General features: G+C 75.8%; 13 protein-coding genes. 6 read left to right on the top strand and 7 right to left on the bottom strand.

What is annotated here, in order from left to right; genetic code table 11:
- The first annotated feature begins 42 nt into the window (after positions 1-42).
- The 3 genes from WDV86_RS11095 (at position 43) to WDV86_RS11085 (ending at position 2,072) form a co-directional block, all read left to right on the top strand.
- Positions 43-987, top strand: coding sequence for a sugar-binding transcriptional regulator (locus tag WDV86_RS11095; RefSeq protein ID WP_339567698.1), 945 nt, complete (start codon positions 43-45; stop codon positions 985-987).
- 138 nt (positions 988-1,125) lie between these two features.
- Complete coding sequence (locus WDV86_RS11090) at positions 1,126-1,398, top strand: DUF4190 domain-containing protein (protein ID WP_339567697.1); 273 nt, start codon at positions 1,126-1,128, stop codon at positions 1,396-1,398.
- Between the two features lie 167 nt (positions 1,399-1,565).
- Positions 1,566-2,072, top strand: a complete 507-nt coding sequence (locus WDV86_RS11085) for a VOC family protein (RefSeq protein WP_339567696.1) — start codon at positions 1,566-1,568, stop codon at positions 2,070-2,072.
- A 22-nt stretch (positions 2,073-2,094) separates the two neighbouring features.
- On the opposite strand, the gene WDV86_RS11080 is transcribed toward WDV86_RS11085, so the two are convergent.
- From WDV86_RS11080 to WDV86_RS11065, 4 genes are all read right to left on the bottom strand, one after another.
- Positions 2,095-2,847, bottom strand: a complete 753-nt coding sequence (locus WDV86_RS11080) for an NUDIX hydrolase (RefSeq protein WP_339567695.1) — start codon at positions 2,845-2,847, stop codon at positions 2,095-2,097.
- A 74-nt stretch (positions 2,848-2,921) separates the two neighbouring features.
- Entirely contained in the window at positions 2,922-6,677 is a 3,756-nt protein-coding gene (gene glgB, locus WDV86_RS11075; protein WP_339567694.1) for a 1,4-alpha-glucan branching protein GlgB, read from the bottom strand.
- Positions 6,674-8,347, bottom strand: a complete 1,674-nt coding sequence (treS, locus tag WDV86_RS11070; RefSeq protein ID WP_445263047.1) for a maltose alpha-D-glucosyltransferase — start codon at positions 8,345-8,347, stop codon at positions 6,674-6,676. The genes glgB and treS overlap by 4 nt, the downstream gene beginning before the upstream one ends.
- Before the next feature lie 248 nt (positions 8,348-8,595).
- Positions 8,596-10,683, bottom strand: coding sequence for an alpha-1,4-glucan--maltose-1-phosphate maltosyltransferase (locus tag WDV86_RS11065; protein ID WP_445263046.1), 2,088 nt, complete (start codon positions 10,681-10,683; stop codon positions 8,596-8,598).
- A 247-nt stretch (positions 10,684-10,930) separates the two neighbouring features.
- Here WDV86_RS11065 and glgP point away from each other — a divergent pair, with 247 nt between their 5' ends.
- Complete coding sequence (gene glgP / locus WDV86_RS11060) at positions 10,931-13,510, top strand: alpha-glucan family phosphorylase (RefSeq protein WP_339567691.1); 2,580 nt, start codon at positions 10,931-10,933, stop codon at positions 13,508-13,510.
- Between the two features lie 79 nt (positions 13,511-13,589).
- Here the strand turns inward: glgP and WDV86_RS11055 are convergent, their stop codons facing one another.
- From WDV86_RS11055 to glgX, 3 genes are all read right to left on the bottom strand, one after another.
- Positions 13,590-14,513, bottom strand: coding sequence for an EthD family reductase (locus WDV86_RS11055; protein WP_339567690.1), 924 nt, complete (start codon positions 14,511-14,513; stop codon positions 13,590-13,592).
- A gap of 273 nt (positions 14,514-14,786) precedes the next feature.
- Positions 14,787-15,011, bottom strand: coding sequence for a hypothetical protein (locus WDV86_RS11050; protein ID WP_339567689.1), 225 nt, complete (start codon positions 15,009-15,011; stop codon positions 14,787-14,789).
- Between the two features lie 50 nt (positions 15,012-15,061).
- Positions 15,062-17,293, bottom strand: a complete 2,232-nt coding sequence (gene glgX, locus WDV86_RS11045; protein WP_339567688.1) for a glycogen debranching protein GlgX — start codon at positions 17,291-17,293, stop codon at positions 15,062-15,064.
- Between the two features lie 201 nt (positions 17,294-17,494).
- Between glgX and WDV86_RS11040 the strand changes: the two genes are divergently transcribed.
- Together WDV86_RS11040 and mnmA are read left to right on the top strand one after the other, a co-directional pair.
- Complete coding sequence (locus tag WDV86_RS11040; protein ID WP_339567687.1) at positions 17,495-18,766, top strand: cysteine desulfurase family protein; 1,272 nt, start codon at positions 17,495-17,497, stop codon at positions 18,764-18,766.
- Between the two features lie 21 nt (positions 18,767-18,787).
- Positions 18,788-19,858: a tRNA 2-thiouridine(34) synthase MnmA gene (gene mnmA, locus WDV86_RS11035; RefSeq protein WP_445263036.1), complete on the top strand. Its 1,071-nt coding sequence runs from the start codon at positions 18,788-18,790 to the stop codon at positions 19,856-19,858.
- Positions 19,859-19,861 lie beyond the last annotated feature (3 nt).

Here is a 19,861-nt window from a genome sequence, read left to right as displayed (position 1 = left end):
CGCCGTGCGGACGGCGACGGCGCACGGCGGGGGAGGTGCCGGATGGACGAGGACGACCTGGAGCGGGTGGCGCGCCGGTACTGGCTGGACCGGGTGACGATGGACGTCGTGGCGCGGGAGGAAGGGGTGTCGCGGAGCACCGTCTCGCGCATGCTCGACGCGGCTCGCGCTCGAGGCGTCGTGCAGATCACCGTCGGCTCTGTGCACGGACGTGCACCCGCGCTGGCGGCTGCGCTGCGCGACCGCTTCGGCGTGGACGCCGTCGTCGCCCCCACCGCCGAGGGCGAAACCGACCTCGCCCGGCTCGAGGCCGTCGCCGCGGCGACGGGCGCCCTTCTCGCGGACCTCATGGGCAGCGGGATGGTCCTCGGCGTCGCCTGGGGCACGACGACGAGCGCCGTCGCCCGCCACCTGCCCGCCCGCCCGACCGTCGACGCCCACGTCGTCCAGCTCAACGGCGCGGCCAACACGCGCAGCTCGGGCGTCGGCTACGCCGGCGAGGTGGTCGACCGCTTCGGCGCCGCCTGGGGGGCCGAGGTGCACCAGTTCCCCGTCCCCGCCTTCTTCGACGCCGTCGCGACACGCAGGGCCATGTGGCGCGAGCGCAGCGTCCAGGGCGTCCTGGCCCTCCAGCAGCGCTGCGACGTCGCGCTCTTCGGCGTCGGCACCGTCGACGCCGGCGTGCCGAGCCGGGTGTACACGGCGGGCTACCTCACGGACGCCGACCGGCTCTCCCTGGCCGAGGAGCGCGTCGTCGGTGACGTCTGCACCGTCTTCCTCCGCGCTGACGGCAGCTGGCAGGGCGTCCCGCTCAACGCCCGCTCCAGCGGTCCGCCACCACCCGCTCTCACGCGGATCCCCCGCCGGGTCTGCGCCGTCGCCGGCAGCGGCAAGGTCGTCGCGCTGGGCGCCGCGCTGGCCGCCGGCCTCGTCACCGACCTCGTCGTCGACTCGACGACGGCGCGCAGGCTCCTCGCCCAGCGCTGACCCGCCCAGGGGCCCGACCGGGCCAGGCCGCCGTCGGACGGGTGGTGGGCGCGATATGCCGGACATCGGCGGCGCTGTGACGCATGATCGTCCTGGGACGCGACCGCGTGCCCAGCTCTCTCGCCCCGGAGGAAACAGATGTCGACCCACCCGCAGCCGGCCAGCGGCGCCGGCGCGCCGGCCGCCCAGAAGACCAACACCCTGGCGATCATCGCCCTGGTGCTCTCCTTCTTCGTGTCCCTCGGCGGCATCGTCTGCGGCCACATCGCCCGCAAGCAGATCCGGGAGACCGGCGAGGGCGGCGCCGGCATCGCCCTGGCGGGGCTCATCATCGGGTACGTCGGTCTGATCTTCAGCATCCTGGCCGTCGTCCTCATCGTCTCCAGCGGCATGGCGGGCGCGGGGATGTGAGCCGCGGCCGCTGAGGTCGACGCGCCGCACCGCCACGGCGGTGCGGCGCGTCTCGCGTCCGGGGTCGGTCGGCCGCGCGTCGTGGTCGTGGCCGATGAGCGCCGCCGCCGGCGACGGTCTCCCCTCGCGTCGGGGCGGACCAGCCGCCCCCGTCGCGGGGAGGCACCATGGGCAGGAGCGACCGGCGCACGATCACCACGACGCTGTGGTTCGACGGGCGCACCGAGGAGGCGGCCGAGCTGTACGTCTCGGTCTTCGCGGGCTCACGCGTCGTCGAGGTGAGCCGGTACCCGGACGGCTTCGTCGACCCGGGGTCGGGCGCCGACCGCTCGGGCGCCGTCGCCACGGTCGAGCTGGAGGTGGCGGGGACGCCGCTGGTCCTGCTCGACGGCGGCCCGGCCTTCCCGCAGACGCCGGCGGTCTCGCTCTCGGTCGCCTGCGCCGACCAGGCCGAGGTGGACCGGGTCTGGACGGCGCTGCTGGACGGTGGCGGGCAGGAGTCGCGGTGCGGCTGGCTCACCGACCGCTTCGGCGTCTCCTGGCAGGTCGTCCCCGACGCCCTGGAGGAGCTGCGGACCGCCGCTGACCCCGGCCGGGCGAGCCGCGCCTTCCAGGCCATGCTGGGCATGGGCAAGATCGACGTCGCGGAGCTCTACCGGGCCGCCGACGGCTGACTCACGGGCGGGCGCCGTGGCCTCACCCCTCCGGCACGCCGTCCAGCAGGACGGCGGGCGCGAGGTCTCCGGAGACCAGCTGCCGCAGCGCTGCCTCCACCCGCTCCGCCAGCCCGCGGCCCGTCCGCTCGCGCACCTGTGCCGGCGTGCACCACGCCGCCTCGAGGACCTCGCCGTCGAGGAAGCGGCACCGGACCGGCAGGTCGACGTCGTGCACGCCGCCGTCGAGCAGCGCGAGCAGGCGCCCGGGCTGGCGGCCGTCGGCGCTGCGCCGGTCGAGGGCGAGCAGCCGGCCCGGGACGAGGCCGAGCCCGAGCTCTTCGCCCACCTCCCGCGCGGCGGCGGCCCGCAGGCCCTCGCCCTCCTCGACGAGACCGCCTGGAACCTCCCACGGCACCTTGTAGGAGGTCCGCAGGAGCAGCACCCGCCCCGCCGGGTCGCGGAGCACCAGCCCGGCGGCGAGCAGCGACGTCGCGAGGAGCGGGAGCAGCGCCGGCAGGCCGTCCTGCGCCGGCAGCGGGTCACCGGCGACCCAGGCCACGACCGCCAGGTCGCGCGGGGCCTCGCCGCCGACGCACGCCACACCCCGCAGCACACCCTCGCGTCGCAGACCGCCGCGGGCCGCTACCCAGGCCACCGCCTCGTCGGCGACGGCGTGCACCGCCTGCACCCGCCGAGCCCCGGAGGCGAGGGCCGCGTCGAGCTCGGCGGCCAGGCGGCGAGCCAGACCGGCGGCGTCCGCCGCAGCGCCGGTGAGGTCACCGAGGTCGAGCACGCCCGGCCCGGAGGCCAGAGGGCCGCCGGCCCACGGGACGGGCGCTCCCGCCCCAGAGCCCTGCAGAGGACGCGTCAGCCGAGCGTCTCCGCGCCGACGCCCGCGGCCGCGGCGGCGTCGTCGACCCCCTCGGGCACGAGCCACACCGCACCGAGCGGCGGGACCCGCAGCGCCAGCGAGTGGTCGCGACCGGCCCAGGCGACGTCCTCGGCCTGCAGCGTGCCGGTGTTGACGACGCCCGACCCGCCGTAGACCGCGTCGTCGGTGCTGAGCAGCTGCGTCCAGGCCCCGCCCTGCGGCAGCGCGACGCGGTAGCCCTCGTGCGGCGTGCCCGCGAAGTTGACGACGGCGACCAGCGGACGCCCGCCGGCGTCCCGCCGCACGAAGGCGACCGTGCTGCGCCCGGCGTCGTCGGCGTCGAGCCACTCGAAACCGGAGCTGTCGAAGTCCTTCTCCCACAGCTGCGGGTGGTCGCGGTAGATCGCGTTCAGGTCGGAGACCAGGCGCTGGACGCCCAGGTGGCCCGGGTCGTCCTGCAGCCACCAGTCGAGGCTGCGCTGCTCGGCCCACTCCCGGTCCTGCGCGAATTCCTGCCCCATGAAGAGCAGCTGCTTGCCGGGGTGGGCCCACATGTAGGCCAGGAAGGCGCGGACGTTGGCCAGCTGCTGCCAGCGGTCACCGGGCATCTTGCGCAGCAAGGACCCCTTGCCGTGCACGACCTCGTCGTGGCTGATGGGCAGCACGTACTGCTCGGAGAAGGCGTAGACGAGCGAGAAGGTCAGCTTGTGGTGGTGGTGCACCCGGTGCATCGGGTCCTCGCCGACGTAGTCCAGCGAGTCGTGCATCCACCCCATGTTCCACTTCAGGCCGAAGCCGAGGCCGCCGCCGTCGGTGGGGCGGGTGACGCCGGGCCAGGCGGTGGACTCCTCGGCGATGGTGACGATGCCGGGGACGCGCCGGTAGGCCGTCGCGTTGAACTCCTGCAGCAGCTCGATTGCCTCGAGGTGCTCGCGCCCGCCGTAGCGGTTGGGGATCCACTGCCCGGCCTCGCGCGAGTAGTCCAGGTACAGCATGGAGGCGACGGCGTCGACGCGGATGCCGTCGATGTGGAACTCCTCGAGCCAGTACACGGCGTTGGCGACGAGGAAGTTGCGCACCTCGGGGCGGCCGTAGTCGGGCACGAGGGTGCCCCACTCGGGGTGCTCGCCCTTGCGGGGGTCGGGGTACTCGTACAGCGGCTCGCCGTCGAAGCGGGCGAGGGCGAACTCGTCCTTCGGGAAGTGTCCCGGCACCCAGTCGAGGATGACGCCGATGCCTGCGGCGTGGAGCGCGTCGACGAGGTGGCGGAACTCGTCGGGGCTGCCGAAGCGCGCGGTGGGGGCGTAGTAGGAGGACACCTGGTAGCCCCAGGACCCGCCGAAGGGGTGCTCGGAGACCGGCAGCAGCTCGACGTGGGTGAAGCCCAGGGCGGTGACGTGCCCGACGAGCTGCTCGGCGAGGTCGGTGTAGGACAGCCCCTGGCGCCACGAGCCGAGGTGCACCTCGTAGACGCTCATCGGGCCGGAGTGCGGGTCGGTGGCGGCCCGTCGGCGCAGCCACTCGTCGTCGCCCCAGGTGTAGGAGGACTCGGTGACGACCGAGCCCGTGGCCGGCGGCACCTCGGCCATCCGGGCCATCGGGTCGGCCTTCTGCCGCCACACGCCGTCCTGGCCCTGGAGCTCCAGCTTGTAGACCTCGCCGTCCCCGACGCCCGGGACGAAGATCTCCCACACGCCGGTCGAGCCGAGCGAGCGCAGCGCGTGGGAGCGCCCGTCCCAGTGGTTGAAGCCGCCGACGACGCGCACGCCGCGCGCGTGCGGGGCCCACACCGTGAAGGCGGTGCCGACGACGTCACCCAGAGCATCGCCCTCGTAGCGCAGCACCCGAGCCCCGAGCGCCGTCCACAGCTGCTCGTGGCGGCCCTCGCCGATGAGGTGAAGGTCCACCTCGCCGAGCGTCGGCCAGAAGCGGTAGGGGTCGTCGGCGGTGTCCGGCGCACCGCCCGGCCACGTCGTCTCGACGCGGTAGTCGGGCACCTGCTCGAACGGCAGGACGGCGACCCAGACGCCGTCGTGCTCGTGCTCGGCCTCCGTGCGCCCGTCCGCGGTCAGGACGACGACGCGCTCGGCGAGGGGACGTCGGACCCGCACCGTGACGCCGCCGTCGTGGGCGTGGGGGCCCAGCACGTCGTGCGGGAAGGCCGAGGCGCCGTGCGCGACGGCGTCCAGGGCGCCGAGGTCGACCGGTGCGCGGGAGGGCGTGCCGGTGCTGCTCTCGGTCGCGGCCTCGCTGCTGGCCTCGGCGAGGGCGGGTGCGGTGGGGTCGGCCACGTGGGTCTCCTCGGGACGGGGGGCGGGATCGCCGGCGAGCAGGCGCTCGACGGCTCCCAGCGGGACGGGCAGCCACTGCGGACGCTGACGGGTCTCGTAGACCACCTCGTACAGCGCCTTGTCGAGCAGGAGGGCCCGGTGGAGCAGCGTGCCGGGGCGGGCACGGGGGTCGTCGTCCACCTCAGCGGCGCCGGCGAGGAAGGCCTCGGTCGCCTCGGCCGTCCAGGCGGCGGCCCGGGCGGTCAGCCCCTCGTCGTCGCGGCCGGCGACCACGTGGGCGCCGGCGTAGTCCAGCGAGCGGACCATCCCGACGACGTCGCGGACGGCGACGTCGGGGCGGACCCGCTCGGCGAGGGGGCGCAGCGGCTCGCCCTCGAAGTCGAGAACGACCCACCCGCGCCCGGGCACCGACAGCACCTGGCCGAGGTGGTAGTCCCCGTGGACCCGCTGCAGCGGCGGCAGGTCCTCAGGCCCGGGCAGGTCCTCCAGCGCGGCGACGTGGCGCTCGAGGGCCTCCCGGTGCGGGGCGAGGGCGGGCGCGGACGCCAGCGCCCACTGCACCCGCTCCCCGAGGCCACGCACGAGGGCCGCGCGCCCCTCGTCGGTGACGGGGGTCTCGCCGAAGGACTCCGCGAGCGCCCGGTGCACCAGCGCGGTCGCGCGCCCGAGCGAGCGGGCGCCGTCCGCGAAGGAGGCACCGGCCTCCACGGCGCGGCACGCCTCGCGCCAGGCGTCCTGGGCGCCGGTGAGGAACTCCGACAGGACGGCCAGGTGGCCGTCGACCGCCTGCCCGTCAGCGTCGGTCCACCGGCCGCTGACCCAGCCGAACGGGCGCGCGACCTGCTCCGAGCCTGCCTCCCACAGCGCCCGCGCGACGACGACGTCGGGGTTCTCGCCGGGGGAGAGCACCCGGAAGACCTTGAGGATCGAGGGGGCCTCGCCGCCGGCGCCGACGACGACGCTCGTGTTCGACTGCTCGCCGCCGAGCAGGCGCGAGCCCGCCCCCGGGTCCACCGGGGCGCCGGCACCTGTGTGCCCCTCGGCGGCGGCGCCCTCGCCCGCCCCGTCCCCGCAGCGGGCGCCGTCGGCCATCAGGGCCAGCAGGGCCGCGACCAGCCCCTGGTCGGCGGCGCCGTCGACGACCGTGCGGCCGTCGGGCAGGACGCCGACGACGGATGCCGCGGGCGGCGTGCCGGCGCCCTGCGGGCGCAGGGCCAGCGGCACCTGCACGACGGCGGTCTCCTCCGGCGTGCGCACCGCGAGCAGGTGCAGCGCCAGCTCGACGCCCTCCGAGGGCTCGCCCGCGGGCTCGACGGGGGGCAGCAGCACGGAGCCGAGGAGCTCGTGCGTGGCGCCGGACCCCTTCGCCGGGTACCAGCGCTGCGCCGGCATCCAGGTGTCCAGGAGGGCGACCAGCTCGGGGACCGGCGCCGAGGTCACCGCCCTGGCGCGCGCGCTCACCGGTCCACCACCGCGAGCCACAGGAAGTCGCGGGCTCCGAGCGTCACGGGCAGCCTCCCGTCGTCACCGACGCGGGGGAAGCCCGCGCCGCCGAACAGGTCGACCAGGTCGTGGCCCTCGCGCCCCGGCAGCCGCAGGGAGCTCGCCTGCGGCGCGGCGGCCAGGTTCGCCACGCAGAGCACCGTCTCGGGCTCCAGACCGCTGCGGGCGGACTCCTCGTCGTCGACGACGCGCAGGAAGGCGAGCACCGCCGGGTTGTCCGCGTGCAGCGGCACGTAGGTGCCGACGCCGAAGACGGGGTGCTGGCGGCGCAGCGCCAACAGCGCCCGCACCCAGTGCAGCAGGGAGGAGGAGCTCGCGAGCGCGGCCTCCACGTTGACCGCCCCGAAGCTGTAGACGAGGGACTGCACCGTCGGCAGGTACAGCTTGCCGGGGTCGGCGGTGCTGAAGCCGGCGTTGCGGTCGGGCGTCCACTGCATCGGGGTCCGCACGCTGTCGCGGTCGTCGAGCCAGATGTTGTCGCCCATGCCGATCTCGTCGCCGTAGTAGAGGCACGGGGAGCCGGGGAGCGAGAGCAGCAGGGCGTGCAGGAGCTCGACCTCGGCGCGCGAGCCGTCGACCAGCGGCGCCAGACGTCGGCGGATGCCGACGTTCGCCCGCATCCGGGGGTCGGGCGCGTACCAGCCGTACATGGCCGCGCGCTCCTCGGTGGAGACCATCTCCAGCGTCAGCTCGTCGTGGTTGCGCAGGAAGGTGCCCCACTGCGCGCCCGCGGGAATCTCCGGCGTCTCGGCGAGGGTGTCCAGGATGGGCGCCGCCCGCCCCTCGCGCACGGAGGAGTACAGCCGTGGCATGACGGGGAAGTGGAAGCACATGTGGCACTCGGGGTCGTCGGCCTCGCCGTAGTAGGCGACGACGTCTTCCGGGGGCTGGTTGGCCTCGGCGAGCAGGATCCGTCCGGGGTACTCGCGGTCCACCATCTGCCGCAGGGACTTGAGGAAGTCGTGCGTGCGGGGGAGGTTCTCGCAGTTGGTGCCCTCCTCCTCGAAGAGGTAGGGCACGGCGTCCAGGCGGAAGCCGTCGATGCCGAGGTCCAGCCAGTAGCGGACGACGTCGAACATCGCCTCGCCGACCGCGGGGTTCTCGAAGTTGAGGTCCGGCTGGTGGGAGAAGAAGCGGTGCCAGAAGTACTGCCGGCGCACCGGGTCGAAGGTCCAGTTCGAGGTCTCGGTGTCGACGAAGATGATCCGGGCGTCTTCGTACCGCTCCGTCGTGTCGCTCCAGACGTAGAAGTCGCCGTACGGACCCTCGGGGTCGCTGCGGCTGGCCTGGAACCAGGGGTGGGCGTCGCTCGTGTGGTTCATCACCAGGTCGGTGACGATGCGGATGCCGCGGGCGTGCGCCTGCGCCACCAGCTCGGTGAAGTCGGCGAGGGTGCCGAACTCCGAGAGCACCGAGTAGTAGTCGGAGATGTCGTAGCCGCCGTCGCGCAGGGGCGAGGCGTAGAAGGGCGGCAGCCACAGGCAGTCGACGCCGAGCCACTGCAGGTAGTCCAACCGCCCGATCAGGCCCGTGAAGTCCCCCGAGCCCGAGCCGTTGGAGTCGGAGAACGCGCGGACGAGGACCTCGTAGAAGACGGCCTTGCGGTACCAGTCGGGGTCGTCGGACAGGCCGCTGCCGAGCGCGCCGAAGAAGCCGGCGCCGCTCGCGAGGGCGGCGTCCTCCCCGGCCGAGGCGCCGCCGCCGACGCCCGGCCCCACGACCGGCGTCGAACCGGTCGAGGGCGCGGGAGCGACGACCGGGGCCGACCCGGTCGAGGACCCGACGACGGGCAGCGAGCCGGTCGAGGGGCCCTCGCCGGTCGGGGAGACCCCGACCGCGGGACTGGGACCGGTGAACGGGCTGGAGGAGTGGCTGCTCACGCGCCACCTCCGCGGACGAGGCTGGCGACGTGCGCGGGCCGGCCGGGCCCGAGCTCGACGTAGATGTCGCGCCCCCACGTCCACGCACCGCCGGTGAGGCCGTCCTCGGCCCGGACGAGCTCGTCAGCCTCGAGCCCGAGCGCCGCCATGTCCAGCCGCACGAAGGTCTGGTGCCACTGCTGGGGGTCCAGGCAGACGACGACGAGGACGAGGTCCTCGACCCCGGTGGGGGAGTGCTCGGCCGGCAGGTGCCGCGTGTAGGCGACGACCTGGTCGGAGTCGGTCGGGTGGAAGACCGTGCCGCGCAAACGCTGCAGTGCCGGGTGCTCGCGGCGCAGCTCGTTGAGCCGGGCCAGCAGCGGGCCGATGCTGCGGCCCTCGAGCAGGGCACGCTCGAAGTCGCGCGGCTTGTACTGGTACTTCTCGTTGTCGATCTGCTCCTGCGCGCCGGGGCGCGGGACGTCCTCGACGAGCTCGTACCCCGCGTAGATCCCCCAGGTCGGGCTCATGGTTGCGGCGAGCACGGCGCGCAGCTCGAAGGCCGCCCGCCCGTTCTGGCTCATGAAGGGCGTGAGGATGTCGTGCGTCGTCGGCCAGAAGCTCGGTCGCATGTAGGCCGCGGCCTCGCCGGAGACCTCCTCGCCGTACTCGACGAGCTCGGCCTTGGTATTGCGCCACGTGAAGTACGTGTAGCTCTGGTGGAAGCCCGCCTTGGCGAGGGTGTGCATCATCGCCGGGCGGGTGAAGGCCTCGGCGAGGAAGAGGACGTCGGGGTGGTCGCGGTTGACCTCCGCGATGAGCCACTCCCAGAACTCGACGGGCTTGGTGTGCGGGTTGTCCACGCGGAAGGCCGTGACGCCGTGCTCGACCCAGCGCAGGACGACGCGCAGGACCTCGGCGTAGATGCCCTCGGGGTCGCGGTCGAAGTCGACCGGGTAGATGTCCTGGTACTTCTTCGGCGGGTTCTCGGCGTAGGCGATGGAGCCGTCGGCCCGCTGGACGAACCACTCCGGGTGCTCGCGCACCCAGGGGTGGTCGGGCGAGCACTGCAGCGCCAGGTCCAGCGCCACCTCCAGGCCGAGCCCGCGGGCGCGGGCGACGAAGGCGTCGAAGTCCTCGAAGGTGCCGAGGTCGGGGTGGATCGCGTCGTGCCCGCCCGCCTCGGACCCGATCGCGTAGGGCGAGCCCGGGTCCTCCGGGCCGGCGTCGAGGGTGTTGTTCCGGCCCTTGCGGAAGGTCCGCCCGATGGGGTGGATCGGCGTCAGGTAGACGACGTCGTAGCCCTGCTCGGCGACGGCCGGCAGCCGCTCGGCCGCCGTCCGCAGCGTCCCGGAGACCCAGCGGCCCTCGCCCTCGTCGAAGTGGGCACCCTCCGAGCGCGGGAACATCTCGTACCAGGAGCCCGCCAGGGCCAGCGGCCGCTGGACGAGCAGCCGCGCCGGCGGCGTCGTCGTCACGAGGTCGCGCAGCGGCAGGCGCTCGAGCGCCCCGAGCACCTCTCGGGACGTGCCGGCGGCGAGGCGGGCCGCGAAGGGTCGCCCCGCGTCGCGCAGGCCCTGGGCGCCCGCCCGCAGGTGCTGCGCGTCGGCGGGGGTCCGGCCCTCCGTCTCGGCGGCCCGCTCCAGGACGAGGGCGCCGTCGGCCAGCGCGAGCTCGACGTCGGCGTCCGGCAGCCCGGGCGCGGCGACCTTGACGCCGGCACTGTGCTCCCAGGTGCCGAAGGGGTCAGACCACGCCTCGACGCGGAAGGACCACTCGCCCGTCGCGTCCGGGAGCACGACGGCGTGCCAGGCGTCCAGGCCGGCGTTCGTGCACGTCATCCGCGTGCGGGCGGCCTCGGTGCCGTCGGGGCGCAGGAGCACCGCCTCCGCCGCCACGGCGTCGTGGCCCTCGCGGAAGACCGTCGCGGTGACCGGCACGGCCTCCCCGACGACCGCCTTGGCCGGCCAGCGGCCGCCGTCGACGACCGGCGACAGGTCCGTCACGGGGATGCGCCCGGTGACGCAGTGCGGCGCTCGCTGCGCGGGGGAGGGCGGCCCCGGCGCGGCTGCGGCGGTCGCGGTCGTGGTGTCGTCGGCGTCCATCGGCGTCCCGGGGCCGCCGGCCGCGCCCTCGGCGCTGGTGCGCCCGGCGCCGGGGGAGCCGCTGCGGGTGGTCGTGGGGCTCTGCGAGGTCGGCACCTGGCGAACCTACCGAGAGCGGCGGCGGCACACACGTGGACGAGCGGTGCTCCGGCTCACCCGCACCGACAGCCCCGCCCGCCGGACTCCCGCGCGGGACGGACGCGCGGGGCGCCCCGTGGGGGGAGGTGCTCTGGCTACCCTCCCGCTCGTGAGAGCCATCCGACGGTTCACCGTCCGTACCGCGCTCCCCGCGCCCCTCGCCGCGCTGGGCCGCCTGTCCCTCAACCTGCGCTGGTCCTGGCACCCGCCGACGCGGGACCTCTTCCGCGACCTGGACCCGGGCGTGTGGGACGCGGTCCGTCAGGACCCGGTGGCACTCCTGGCCGAGCTGGGGCCCGACCGGCTCGCCGAGCTGGCCGGCGACGCGGCCCTCGTCGAGCGTGTCCGCGCCGCGGAGGCCGACCTGGACACCTACCTCACCCAGCCGCGCTGGTACCAGGGCGCGAGCTCGGGGTGGGAGGGCGGCGGACCCGCCTCGATCGCCTACTTCTCCCCGGAGTTCGGCGTCACCTCGGTGCTGCCGCAGTACTCCGGCGGGCTCGGCATCCTCGCCGGGGACCACCTGAAGAGCGCCTCGGACCTCGGCGTCCCCATCACGGGTGTCGGCCTGCTCTACGGGCAGGGCTACTTCACCCAGTCGCTCTCGCGCGACGGCTGGCAGACGGAGACCTACCCGGTGCTCGACCCGGCCAACCTGCCCATCACGCTCCTGCGCGAGGCCGACGGCACCCCGTGCCGCGTGTCCCTGGCCCTGCCGGGCGGCCGCACCCTGCACGCGCACGTGTGGAAGGCCGACGTCGGCCGGGTGCCGCTGCTGCTGCTGGACTCCGACGTCGAGGAGAACGACGCCGACGTCCGCGCCACCACCGACCGCCTGTACGGCGGCGGCGGGGAGAAGCGGCTGCTGCAGGAGATGCTGCTCGGCATCGGTGGCGTGCGCGCCCTGCGGCTGTGGTCGCGCCTGTCCGGCGCGCCCGCCCCGGAGGTGTTCCACACCAACGAGGGCCACGCCGGCTTCCTCGGCATCGAGCGCATCGGCGAGGCCCTCGGCGCCGGGCTCGGCTTCGAGGCCGCCCTGCAGGCCGGGCGCGCGGCGACGGTCTTCACCACGCACACGCCGGTGCCGGCCGGCATCGACCGCTTCGACGCGGGCCAGGTGCGGGACTTCGTCACGACCGCCGTCCCGGCCGTCGACGGCGAGCGGCTCGTGGCGCTCGGCGCGGAGAGCTACCCGGGCGGCCAGCCCGGCATCTTCAACATGGCCGTCATGGGTCTGCGGCTGGCCCAGCGCGCCAACGGCGTCTCGATGCTCCACGGCACCGTCAGCCGCGGGATGTTCGACGGCCTGTGGCCGGGCTTCGACGACGTCGAGGTGCCCATCACGTCGGTGACCAACGGCGTCCACGCGCCGACCTGGGTCGACCGCCGCCTCAACGAGCTGGTCGAGTCCGTGGCGGGGGAGTACCCGACGACGCACCCCGAGGTCTGGCCGCGCGCCGTCGACGTGCCGCCGGCGGACCTGTGGGCCGCCCGGCGCGACATGCGCGCGGCGCTGGTGGCCGACGTGCGCCGGCGGCTGCGGGCGTCCTGGCTGGAGCGGGGGGCCACCTCCGCCGAGCTCGGCTGGGTCGACGACGTCCTGGACCCCGACGTGCTGACCATCGGCTTCGCCCGCCGCGTGCCGACGTACAAGCGCCTCACGCTCATGCTGCGCGACCCGGCCCGCCTCAAGGCCCTGCTGCTGGACCCCGAGCGCCCGGTCCAGCTCGTCATCGCGGGCAAGTCCCACCCCGCCGACGACTCCGGCAAGCGCCTGATCCAGCAGCTCGTGCACTTCACCGACGACCCCGAGGTGCGCCACCGCATCGTCTTCCTGCCGAACTACGACATCGGCATGGCCCAGACGCTCTACCCGGGATGCGACGTGTGGCTCAACAACCCGCTGCGCCCGCTGGAGGCCTGCGGCACCTCGGGCATGAAGGCCGCGCTCAACGGCGGGCTCAACCTCTCCATCCTCGACGGGTGGTGGGACGAGTGGTTCGACGGCGAGAACGGCTGGGCGATCCCCACCGCCGACGGCGTCGAGGACCCCGACCGGCGCGACGACCTCGAGGCGGCGGCGCTCTACGACCTCGTCGCGAACCAGGTGGCCCCGCGCTTCTACGACACCTCGGGCGCTGACGGCAGCGGCCCGCCCGAGCGGTGGCTGGAGATGGTGAGCCACACACTCACCACCCTGGGCCCGAAGGTGCTCGCCTCCCGGATGGTCGCCGAGTACGTCGAGCGGTTGTACGTCCCGGCGGCCTCGGCCGGACGCGTCGTCGCCGCGAGCGGGCACGAGGGCGCCCGCCGCCTCGCCGCCTGGGTCGACGAGGTCCGCGGCGGCTGGCCGGGCGTGCGCGTCGACCACGCCGAGTCGGTCGGCCTGTCCGACAGCCCGCAGCTCGGCGAGGTCCTCGCCGTCCGCGCCTGGGTCTCCCTCGGCAGCCTCTCGCCCGAGGACGTCGACGTGCAGGTGGTCCACGGCCGCGTCACCGAGGCCGACGAGCTCGTCAGCACGGCCGCGGTCACCCTCACCCACGTCGAGGCGCTGGAGGACGGCCGGCACTCCTACGCCGGCGAGATCCCGCTCAGGCGCACCGGTGCGGTCGGCTACACCGTCCGCGTGCTGCCTCGGCACGAGCTGCTCGCGTCCCCGATGGAGCTGGGGCTGGTCGCGAACGCCTGAGCCGGCGCACGGGCCCGCGGGGGGCGGCCGCCGGCCGGGGGCAGGACGGCCGGTGGGTCGTGGGCGCTGGCCAGGGGCGTCAGGCCGCCGTGCGTCGAGGCGGCGTCCACACCGTGCTCTCGCTGTCCTCGCCGTACCAGTGGCCTGCCGGCAGCTGCTGCAGCTCCAGCAGGCCGCCCCACGGCGGGCGGACGTAGACGCTGGCGTTGCCCTCGGTGTCCTCGTGCCGGGAGTTGGGGTGCGGCTCGGACAGCGCGGTCGCGCCCGCGGCGACGGCGCGGGCGAGCGTGGCCTCGAGGTCGTCGACGAAGAGGGCGACGTGCTGCCAGCCCAGGTCCGCCAGCCCGGCAGCGTCCTGGCGCTCGGGCGTCTCCACCTCGAACATCTCCAGGCTCGGGCCCGTGCCGATCTGCAGCATCCGCTGCGCGCGGATGCGCGCACCGGAGGGCAGGCCGAGCTGGCGCTCGGTCTCGGCGCCCTCGCGCGGCGGCTCCTGCGCCGTCAGGCCGTCGTAGGCGACCTTCGCGCCGAACGCCGAGGCCAGGAAGGTCGTCGCCGCCTCGAGGTCGGGCACCGTCAGGCCGACGTGGTTGATGCCGCGGGGCAGGGACCGGTCCTCCTCCTGCGACAGGGGCTGGGCCGCCAGCTCGGCACTCGCGTCGCCGACGACCTCCGTCCGCTCGCCGACGACGACGGTCGTGGCGTCCCGGTCGAGGAAGGTCGCCTCGTCGGCGGCCACCTGGGTCCGGAAGGTCTCCGAGCCCATCACGGCCTCGAGGCCGGCCATGGAGTCGAACCACAGCTCGGCGACGCCGTCGAAGCCGCTGAGCGGGACGGCGTCGGTGGTGAGGCCGCGCGGGTGGACCTGGGAGTAGCGCACGAGGTGCTCACGCGCCTCGGGGATGGAGCGCATGAGCGGGCCGTGGACACGCTCGTGGTGCTCGGCGAAGTCCTCGGCGCTCAGGCCCGCCTTGCGCTTGAGGAACATCGTCATCGTGATCATGAGGACCTCTCGGTGGGTGGTGTCGCCGTCGACGCGCCTCCCGCCCGGGACGACACGCGTCGTCGCGGGGCTGGGCGCGGTCGCGGGCCGGGCCGTGAGGCCGCGGGGCGGCCCTGCTGGTCGGCTCGGGGTGGAGCCAGCGAGGCTTCCCGGTGCCCAGGGCAACGACTATCCCGCGTGGAGGGGAGTGGGTGCAAGCCGGGGTCCCCCGACGGCGCCCGAAGGCTCGGTCGGTCGGCCGGCACCGGGGGCCCGCCCCGCCCGGCGTCCGCCTCAGCCGGTGAGGAGCTGCACCGTCCAGAAGGTGAGGCCGAGGAGCAGGAGGCCGAGACCCGAGAGGCGGTGCCTGCGCCGGACCGACGCCGTGACGTCCGTCCCGTCGACCTCGACCCGACGGGGCAGCCACCGGAGGGTGAGGCCGGCGGCGACGGCCGCGCCTGCGACGACGAGGAGTGCGCCGCACACGAGCAGGACCCAGCCGGAGGTGTCGTCAGGCATCTGCCGACCGTAGCGGCCCGGCGACCACCGCCCGGCGGGCGTCGGGGTGGTCAGGCCGGGCGCTCGGCGGCGTAGACCCGCATCGACCGCTCGCCCAGCTCGACGACGGCGTCGGCCCGGTGCGTGCTCGCGACCATGTCGTCGGGGTGCTCGCACTCGCTCTGCCACAGCAGCTCCCACTGCTCGGCCCACGGGCGGCCGGGCAGGGTGACCGGCGTGCTGCCGGCGCCGGAGTGCAGCACGACGAGCAAGGACCGGCCGTCCGCGGGCCCCCCGTGCAGGAACATCTGCAGGGTGCGCAGCTGGGCCTCGTGCCAGCGCTCCTCGGTCATCGCGCGGCCGTCGGGGCCGAACCAGGCCAGGTCGGTGCTGCCGTCCTCGTGGACGGGGCGACCGCTCGCAAAGGTGTCCTGGCGCAGCACGGCGTGCTCGCGCCGCAGCCGGGTGAGGTGCCGAGTCGTCGCGAGGAGGTCCGCCTCGGGGCCGCCGCGGGCGAGCGCCGGCCAGTCCAGCCACACCTGCTCGTCGTCGACGACGTAGGCGTTGTTGTTGCCGGCCTGGGTCCGCAGCATCTCGTCGCCCGCCAGCAGCATCGGCACCCCGGTCGAGCACAGCAGCGTGCCGAGCAGGTTGCGCACCGAGCGCCGTCGCGCGGCGAGGACGTCGGCGTCCTGCGTGCGGCCCTCGACCCCGTGGTGGTCGGAGCGGTTGTCCCCGTGCCCGTCCCGGTTGTCCTCGCCGTTGCCCTCGTTGTGCTTGGTCTCGTGGGCGCAGGCGTCGGCCAGGGTGAAGCCGTCGTGGGCGGCGAGGAAGTTGACCGAGGCCAGCGGGCCGCGCCGGGAGGCGTCGGTGCTCGCGCCGTGCGCGAAGAGGTCGGCCGAGCCGGCCAGCCGCGTCGCCAGGTGCCGGACGCCGTCGCCGGGGTGCTCGCCGCGTCGCGCGCGGGCGGCGTCGGCCAGCCAGAAGCTGCGGACGTCGTCGCGGAACCGGTCGTTCCACTCGCCGAAGGGCACGGGGAACTGCCCGGTCCGCCAGCCGTGCGGACCGACGTCCCACGGCTCGGCGACGAGCTTGACGTCGGCCAGCACCGGGTCGGCGCGCGCGGCCACGAGGAAGGGGTGCTCGGCGTCGTAGCCGAGGTCCCGGCCGCGGGCCAGGGCGGGCGCGAGGTCGAAGCGGAAGCCGTCGACGCCGTAGCTCTGCACCCAGTGCCGCAGGGAGTCCAGGGCGAGGGCGACGACGCGCGCGGAGGAGAAGTCGAGCGTGCCGCCGCACCCGGTGACGTCCACGTCGAGGCCGGCCGAGTCGAGCCGGTAGTAGGCCTCGGCGTCGAGGCCGCGGAAGGAGTGGGCCGGGCCTTCGACGCCGCCCTCGGCCGTGTGGTTGTAGACGACGTCGAGCAGCACCTCCAGGCCGGCCGCGTGCAGCGACTCGACCGCCCCGGCGAGCTCGGCGACGACGGCGGCCGGGCCGAGGGCACGGGCCGCCGCGCTCGCGTACCGCGGCGCCGGCGCGAAGTAGGACAGCGTGCTGTAGCCCCAGGCGTTGCGCCGGCCGCGGCGGACCAGGTGCGGCTCCTCGGCGATCGCGTGCACCGGCAGCAGCTCCAGCGCCGTGACGCCGAGGCCGAGCAGGTGCTCGACGACGGCCGGGTGGCCCAGGGCCGCGTAGGTGCCGCGCAGCTCGGGCGGGACGTCGGGGTGGCGCATGGTCAGGCCGCGCACGTGCGCCTCGTAGACGACGGTGTCGGCCCACGGCGTGCGCGGGCGCAGGCCCGGGTCGGCGTGCCGCGCCGGCAGCACGACCCCGTGCGCGGCGAACGGGGCGGAGTCCTGGTCGCTGCGGCGCCGGGCGCCGCCCTCGCGGGCGGGGCCGTCGACGGGTTTCCACGCCTCGTCGACCTCGTGGGCGAAGAGCGCGGCGTCCCAGCGCACCTCGTCCGCGACCGCCCGGGCGTAGGGGTCCAGCAGCAGCTTGGCGGGGTTGAAGCGGTGGCCGCGCTCGGGCTCCCACGGGCCGGTGACCCGCACGCCGTAGCGCTGGCCGGCGCCGACGCCCGGCAGGACGCCGTGCCAGACGCCGTGCGTGCGCCCGGGCAGGGCGAGGCGCTCCTCGGCGAGCCCGCCGGCGCCGTCGTCCTGCAGCAGGGCGATCTCGACCTTCTCGGCGTGCGGGGCGTAGACGGCGGCCGACGCGCCGCCGCCCTCCAGCAGGTGCACGCCGAGCGGGTGCGGTCGGCTGGGGCGGCCGGCGGCGTCGCCGGCTGCGGTCGCGCTCCTCACGGCAGGTCCATCGGCAGGCACGGGCGACCACTGTGCCAGCGGCGGTCGGTGCGCGCGGACGGCTCGGGTGGTGACGTCCGCCTCACCCGGCCCCGGCACGGCCGGCCCGGTGCTCCACCGCGAGCGGCTGCACCGGAGGACAGCCCGGAGCCGGCCAGGAGCCGGCCCGGGGTTGCGCGGAGGGGACCTACCCTCGGGCGGGTGGAGCAGCGCCGGGTCTACCTCGACCACGCCGCGAGCGCGCCCGTCCTGCCCGCGGCGGCGACGGCGATGGCCGAGGTGCTGGCGATGCCCGGCAACGCCTCCTCCGCCCACGCCGAGGGGCGCGCGCTGCGGCGGGTGCTGGAGGACTCGCGCGAGCAGGTGGCCGCCGCCCTCGGCGCGAGGCCCGAGGAGGTGCTGCTGACCTCCGGCGGCACCGAGGCCGACAACCTCGCCGTCACCGGGCTCGTGCGCGCGCGCCAGCGCGAGGACGCGCGCCGGCGCCGGCTGCTCGTCAGCGCCGTCGAGCACCCCGCCGTGCTGGAGCCCGCCCGGCGGCTGGCCGCCGACGGCGTCGTCGACCTCACCGTGCTGCCCGTCGACGAGCGCGGGCGCCTGGACGTCGGCGCGCTGGAGGGCGAGCTCGCGCGCACCCCGGGGCAGGTGGCCCTGGTGAGCCTCATGTGGGCGAACAACGAGACCGGCGTCCTGCAGCCGCTCGACGACGTCGTCGCCGCCTGCGCCGCCGCGGGCGTGCCGGTGCACAGCGACGCCGTCCAGGCGCCGGCCACCCAGCGGGTCGACCTCGCCGCCTCGGGGCTCGCGGCGGTGTCGGTCTCGGGCCACAAGGTGGGCGCCCCTGTCGGGACGGGCGCGTTGCTGCTGCGCCGCGGCACGGCGCTGGCGCCCCTCGCCGTGGGCGGCGGGCACGAGCGGGGGCTGCGGCCGGGCAGCTCGCCCGTCGCCCTCGCCCGCGGCCTCGCCGTCGCGCTCACCGCGGCCGTGGCCGAGCGCGACGAGGTCGGCGGGCGCCTGGCCGCCCTGCGCGCGGAGCTGCTCGCCCGTGCGGCGCAGCAGGTCTCAGACCTCGTGGTCGCCGGTGGCCACGGCCTCGGCACCTCGCTGCCCGGGACGGCGCTCCTCCTGCTGCCGGGCTGCGACGGCGACGCGCTGCTCTACCTCCTCGACGCCCGCGGCATCGCCGTCTCCACCGGGAGCGCCTGCAGCGCCGGCGCGCCCACGGCGAGCCACGTGCTGGCCGCGATGGGCGTCGACGGCGACCTCGCCCGCGGGGCGCTGCGGGTCAGCCTCGGGCGCACCAGCTCCCGCGCGGACGTGACGGCGCTGCTGGACGCGCTGCCGGAGGTCGTCGCCGCCGCCCGCAGGGCCCGGGCGGCGACGGCTCCTGGACCCGTCCCCGGGACGGCCGGTGGTCTCCGGGGCGCAGCGGCTCCGACGCGGTCGCGGGTGCCCGCGCGGGTCGGGGGCTGAGCCGTGCGAGTACTGGCCGCCATGAGCGGAGGTGTCGACTCGGCGGTCGCCGCCGCCCGCGCCGTCGACGCCGGCCACGAGGTCGTCGGGGTGCACCTGGCGCTCTCCCGCGGTGCCTCCGCGGCGGGGGAGCCGGCACCGGCGAGGGCCCGCGGGTGCTGCACGGTCGAGGACGCCGGCGACGCGCGCCGCGCGGCCGACGTCCTCGGCATCCCGTTCTACGTGTGGGACCTCTCCGAGCGCTTCGCCGTCGACGTCGTCGAGGACTTCACGGCCGAGTACGCCGCCGGGCGCACGCCGAACCCGTGCGTGCGGTGCAACGAGCGCGTGAAGTTCGCCGCGCTGCTGGACCGGGCCCTGGCGCTCGGCTTCGACGCGCTCGCCACCGGTCACTACGCCCGGCTCGAGCCGGACCCGGACGGAGGGCCGCCCGCCCTGCACCGTGCCCGTGACGCCGCCAAGGACCAGTCCTACGTGCTCGCCGTGCTCCCGCCGCACCGGCTGGCCCGGGCGCTGCTGCCGCTCGGGGACGTCGCCGCGAAGGCGGACGTGCGCGCCGAGGCGGCCGCTCGCGGCCTCGCCGTCGCCGACAAGCCCGACAGCCACGACATCTGCTTCGTGCCCGGCGGGGACGCCCGGGCCTGGCTGCGCGAGCGGGTGCCCGCCCAGCCTGGTCTCGTGCGGGCCGAGGACGGCGAGGTCCTCGGCGAGCACGACGGCGCCGCCGGCTTCACCGTCGGCCAGCGCCGCGGGCTGAAGGTGGGCCGGCCCGCCGCGGACGGCCGTCCGCGGTACGTCCTGGAGGTGCAGGTGGCCACGGGCGACGTCACCGTCGGCCCCGTCGAGCGCCTGGACCGCACGCTCGTGCGGGGGAGCGCGCCGACCTGGGCCGGCCCGGCGCCGGCGCCGGGAGCCCGGCTCGGGGCCCAGCTGCGCGCGCACGGGGCAGAGGTGGCCTGCGAGGTCACCGGGGTCGACCCGTTCGAGGTGCGCCTGGAGGTGCCGGTGCGCGGTGTCGCCCCCGGCCAGACCCTGGCGCTCTACGACGGGACGCGCGTGGTCGGGTCGGCCACCATCTCCTCCTCCCGCTGAGGC

The organism is Pseudokineococcus sp. 1T1Z-3 (assembly GCF_037482365.1).
In the GTDB taxonomy this organism is placed as follows: domain Bacteria; phylum Actinomycetota; class Actinomycetes; order Actinomycetales; family Quadrisphaeraceae; genus Pseudokineococcus.
Note: the sequence above shows the minus strand (reverse complement) of the source record. Positions and strands in the feature narration are given on the sequence as shown.

Bases quoted from the DNA above. Each gene is read 5' to 3' on its own strand.
- WDV86_RS11095 (WP_339567698.1), top strand. From the start codon at position 43: ATGGACGAGGACGACCTGGAGCGGGTGGCGCGCCGGTACTGGCTGGAC.
- WDV86_RS11090 (WP_339567697.1), top strand. From the start codon at position 1,126: ATGTCGACCCACCCGCAGCCGGCCAGCGGCGCCGGCGCGCCGGCCGCC.
- WDV86_RS11085 (WP_339567696.1), top strand. From the start codon at position 1,566: ATGGGCAGGAGCGACCGGCGCACGATCACCACGACGCTGTGGTTCGAC.
- WDV86_RS11065 (WP_445263046.1), bottom strand. From the start codon at position 10,683: ATGGACGCCGACGACACCACGACCGCGACCGCCGCAGCCGCGCCGGGG.
- WDV86_RS11055 (WP_339567690.1), bottom strand. From the start codon at position 14,513: ATGATCACGATGACGATGTTCCTCAAGCGCAAGGCGGGCCTGAGCGCC.
- WDV86_RS11050 (WP_339567689.1), bottom strand. From the start codon at position 15,011: ATGCCTGACGACACCTCCGGCTGGGTCCTGCTCGTGTGCGGCGCACTC.
- mnmA (WP_445263036.1), top strand. From the start codon at position 18,788: ATGAGCGGAGGTGTCGACTCGGCGGTCGCCGCCGCCCGCGCCGTCGAC.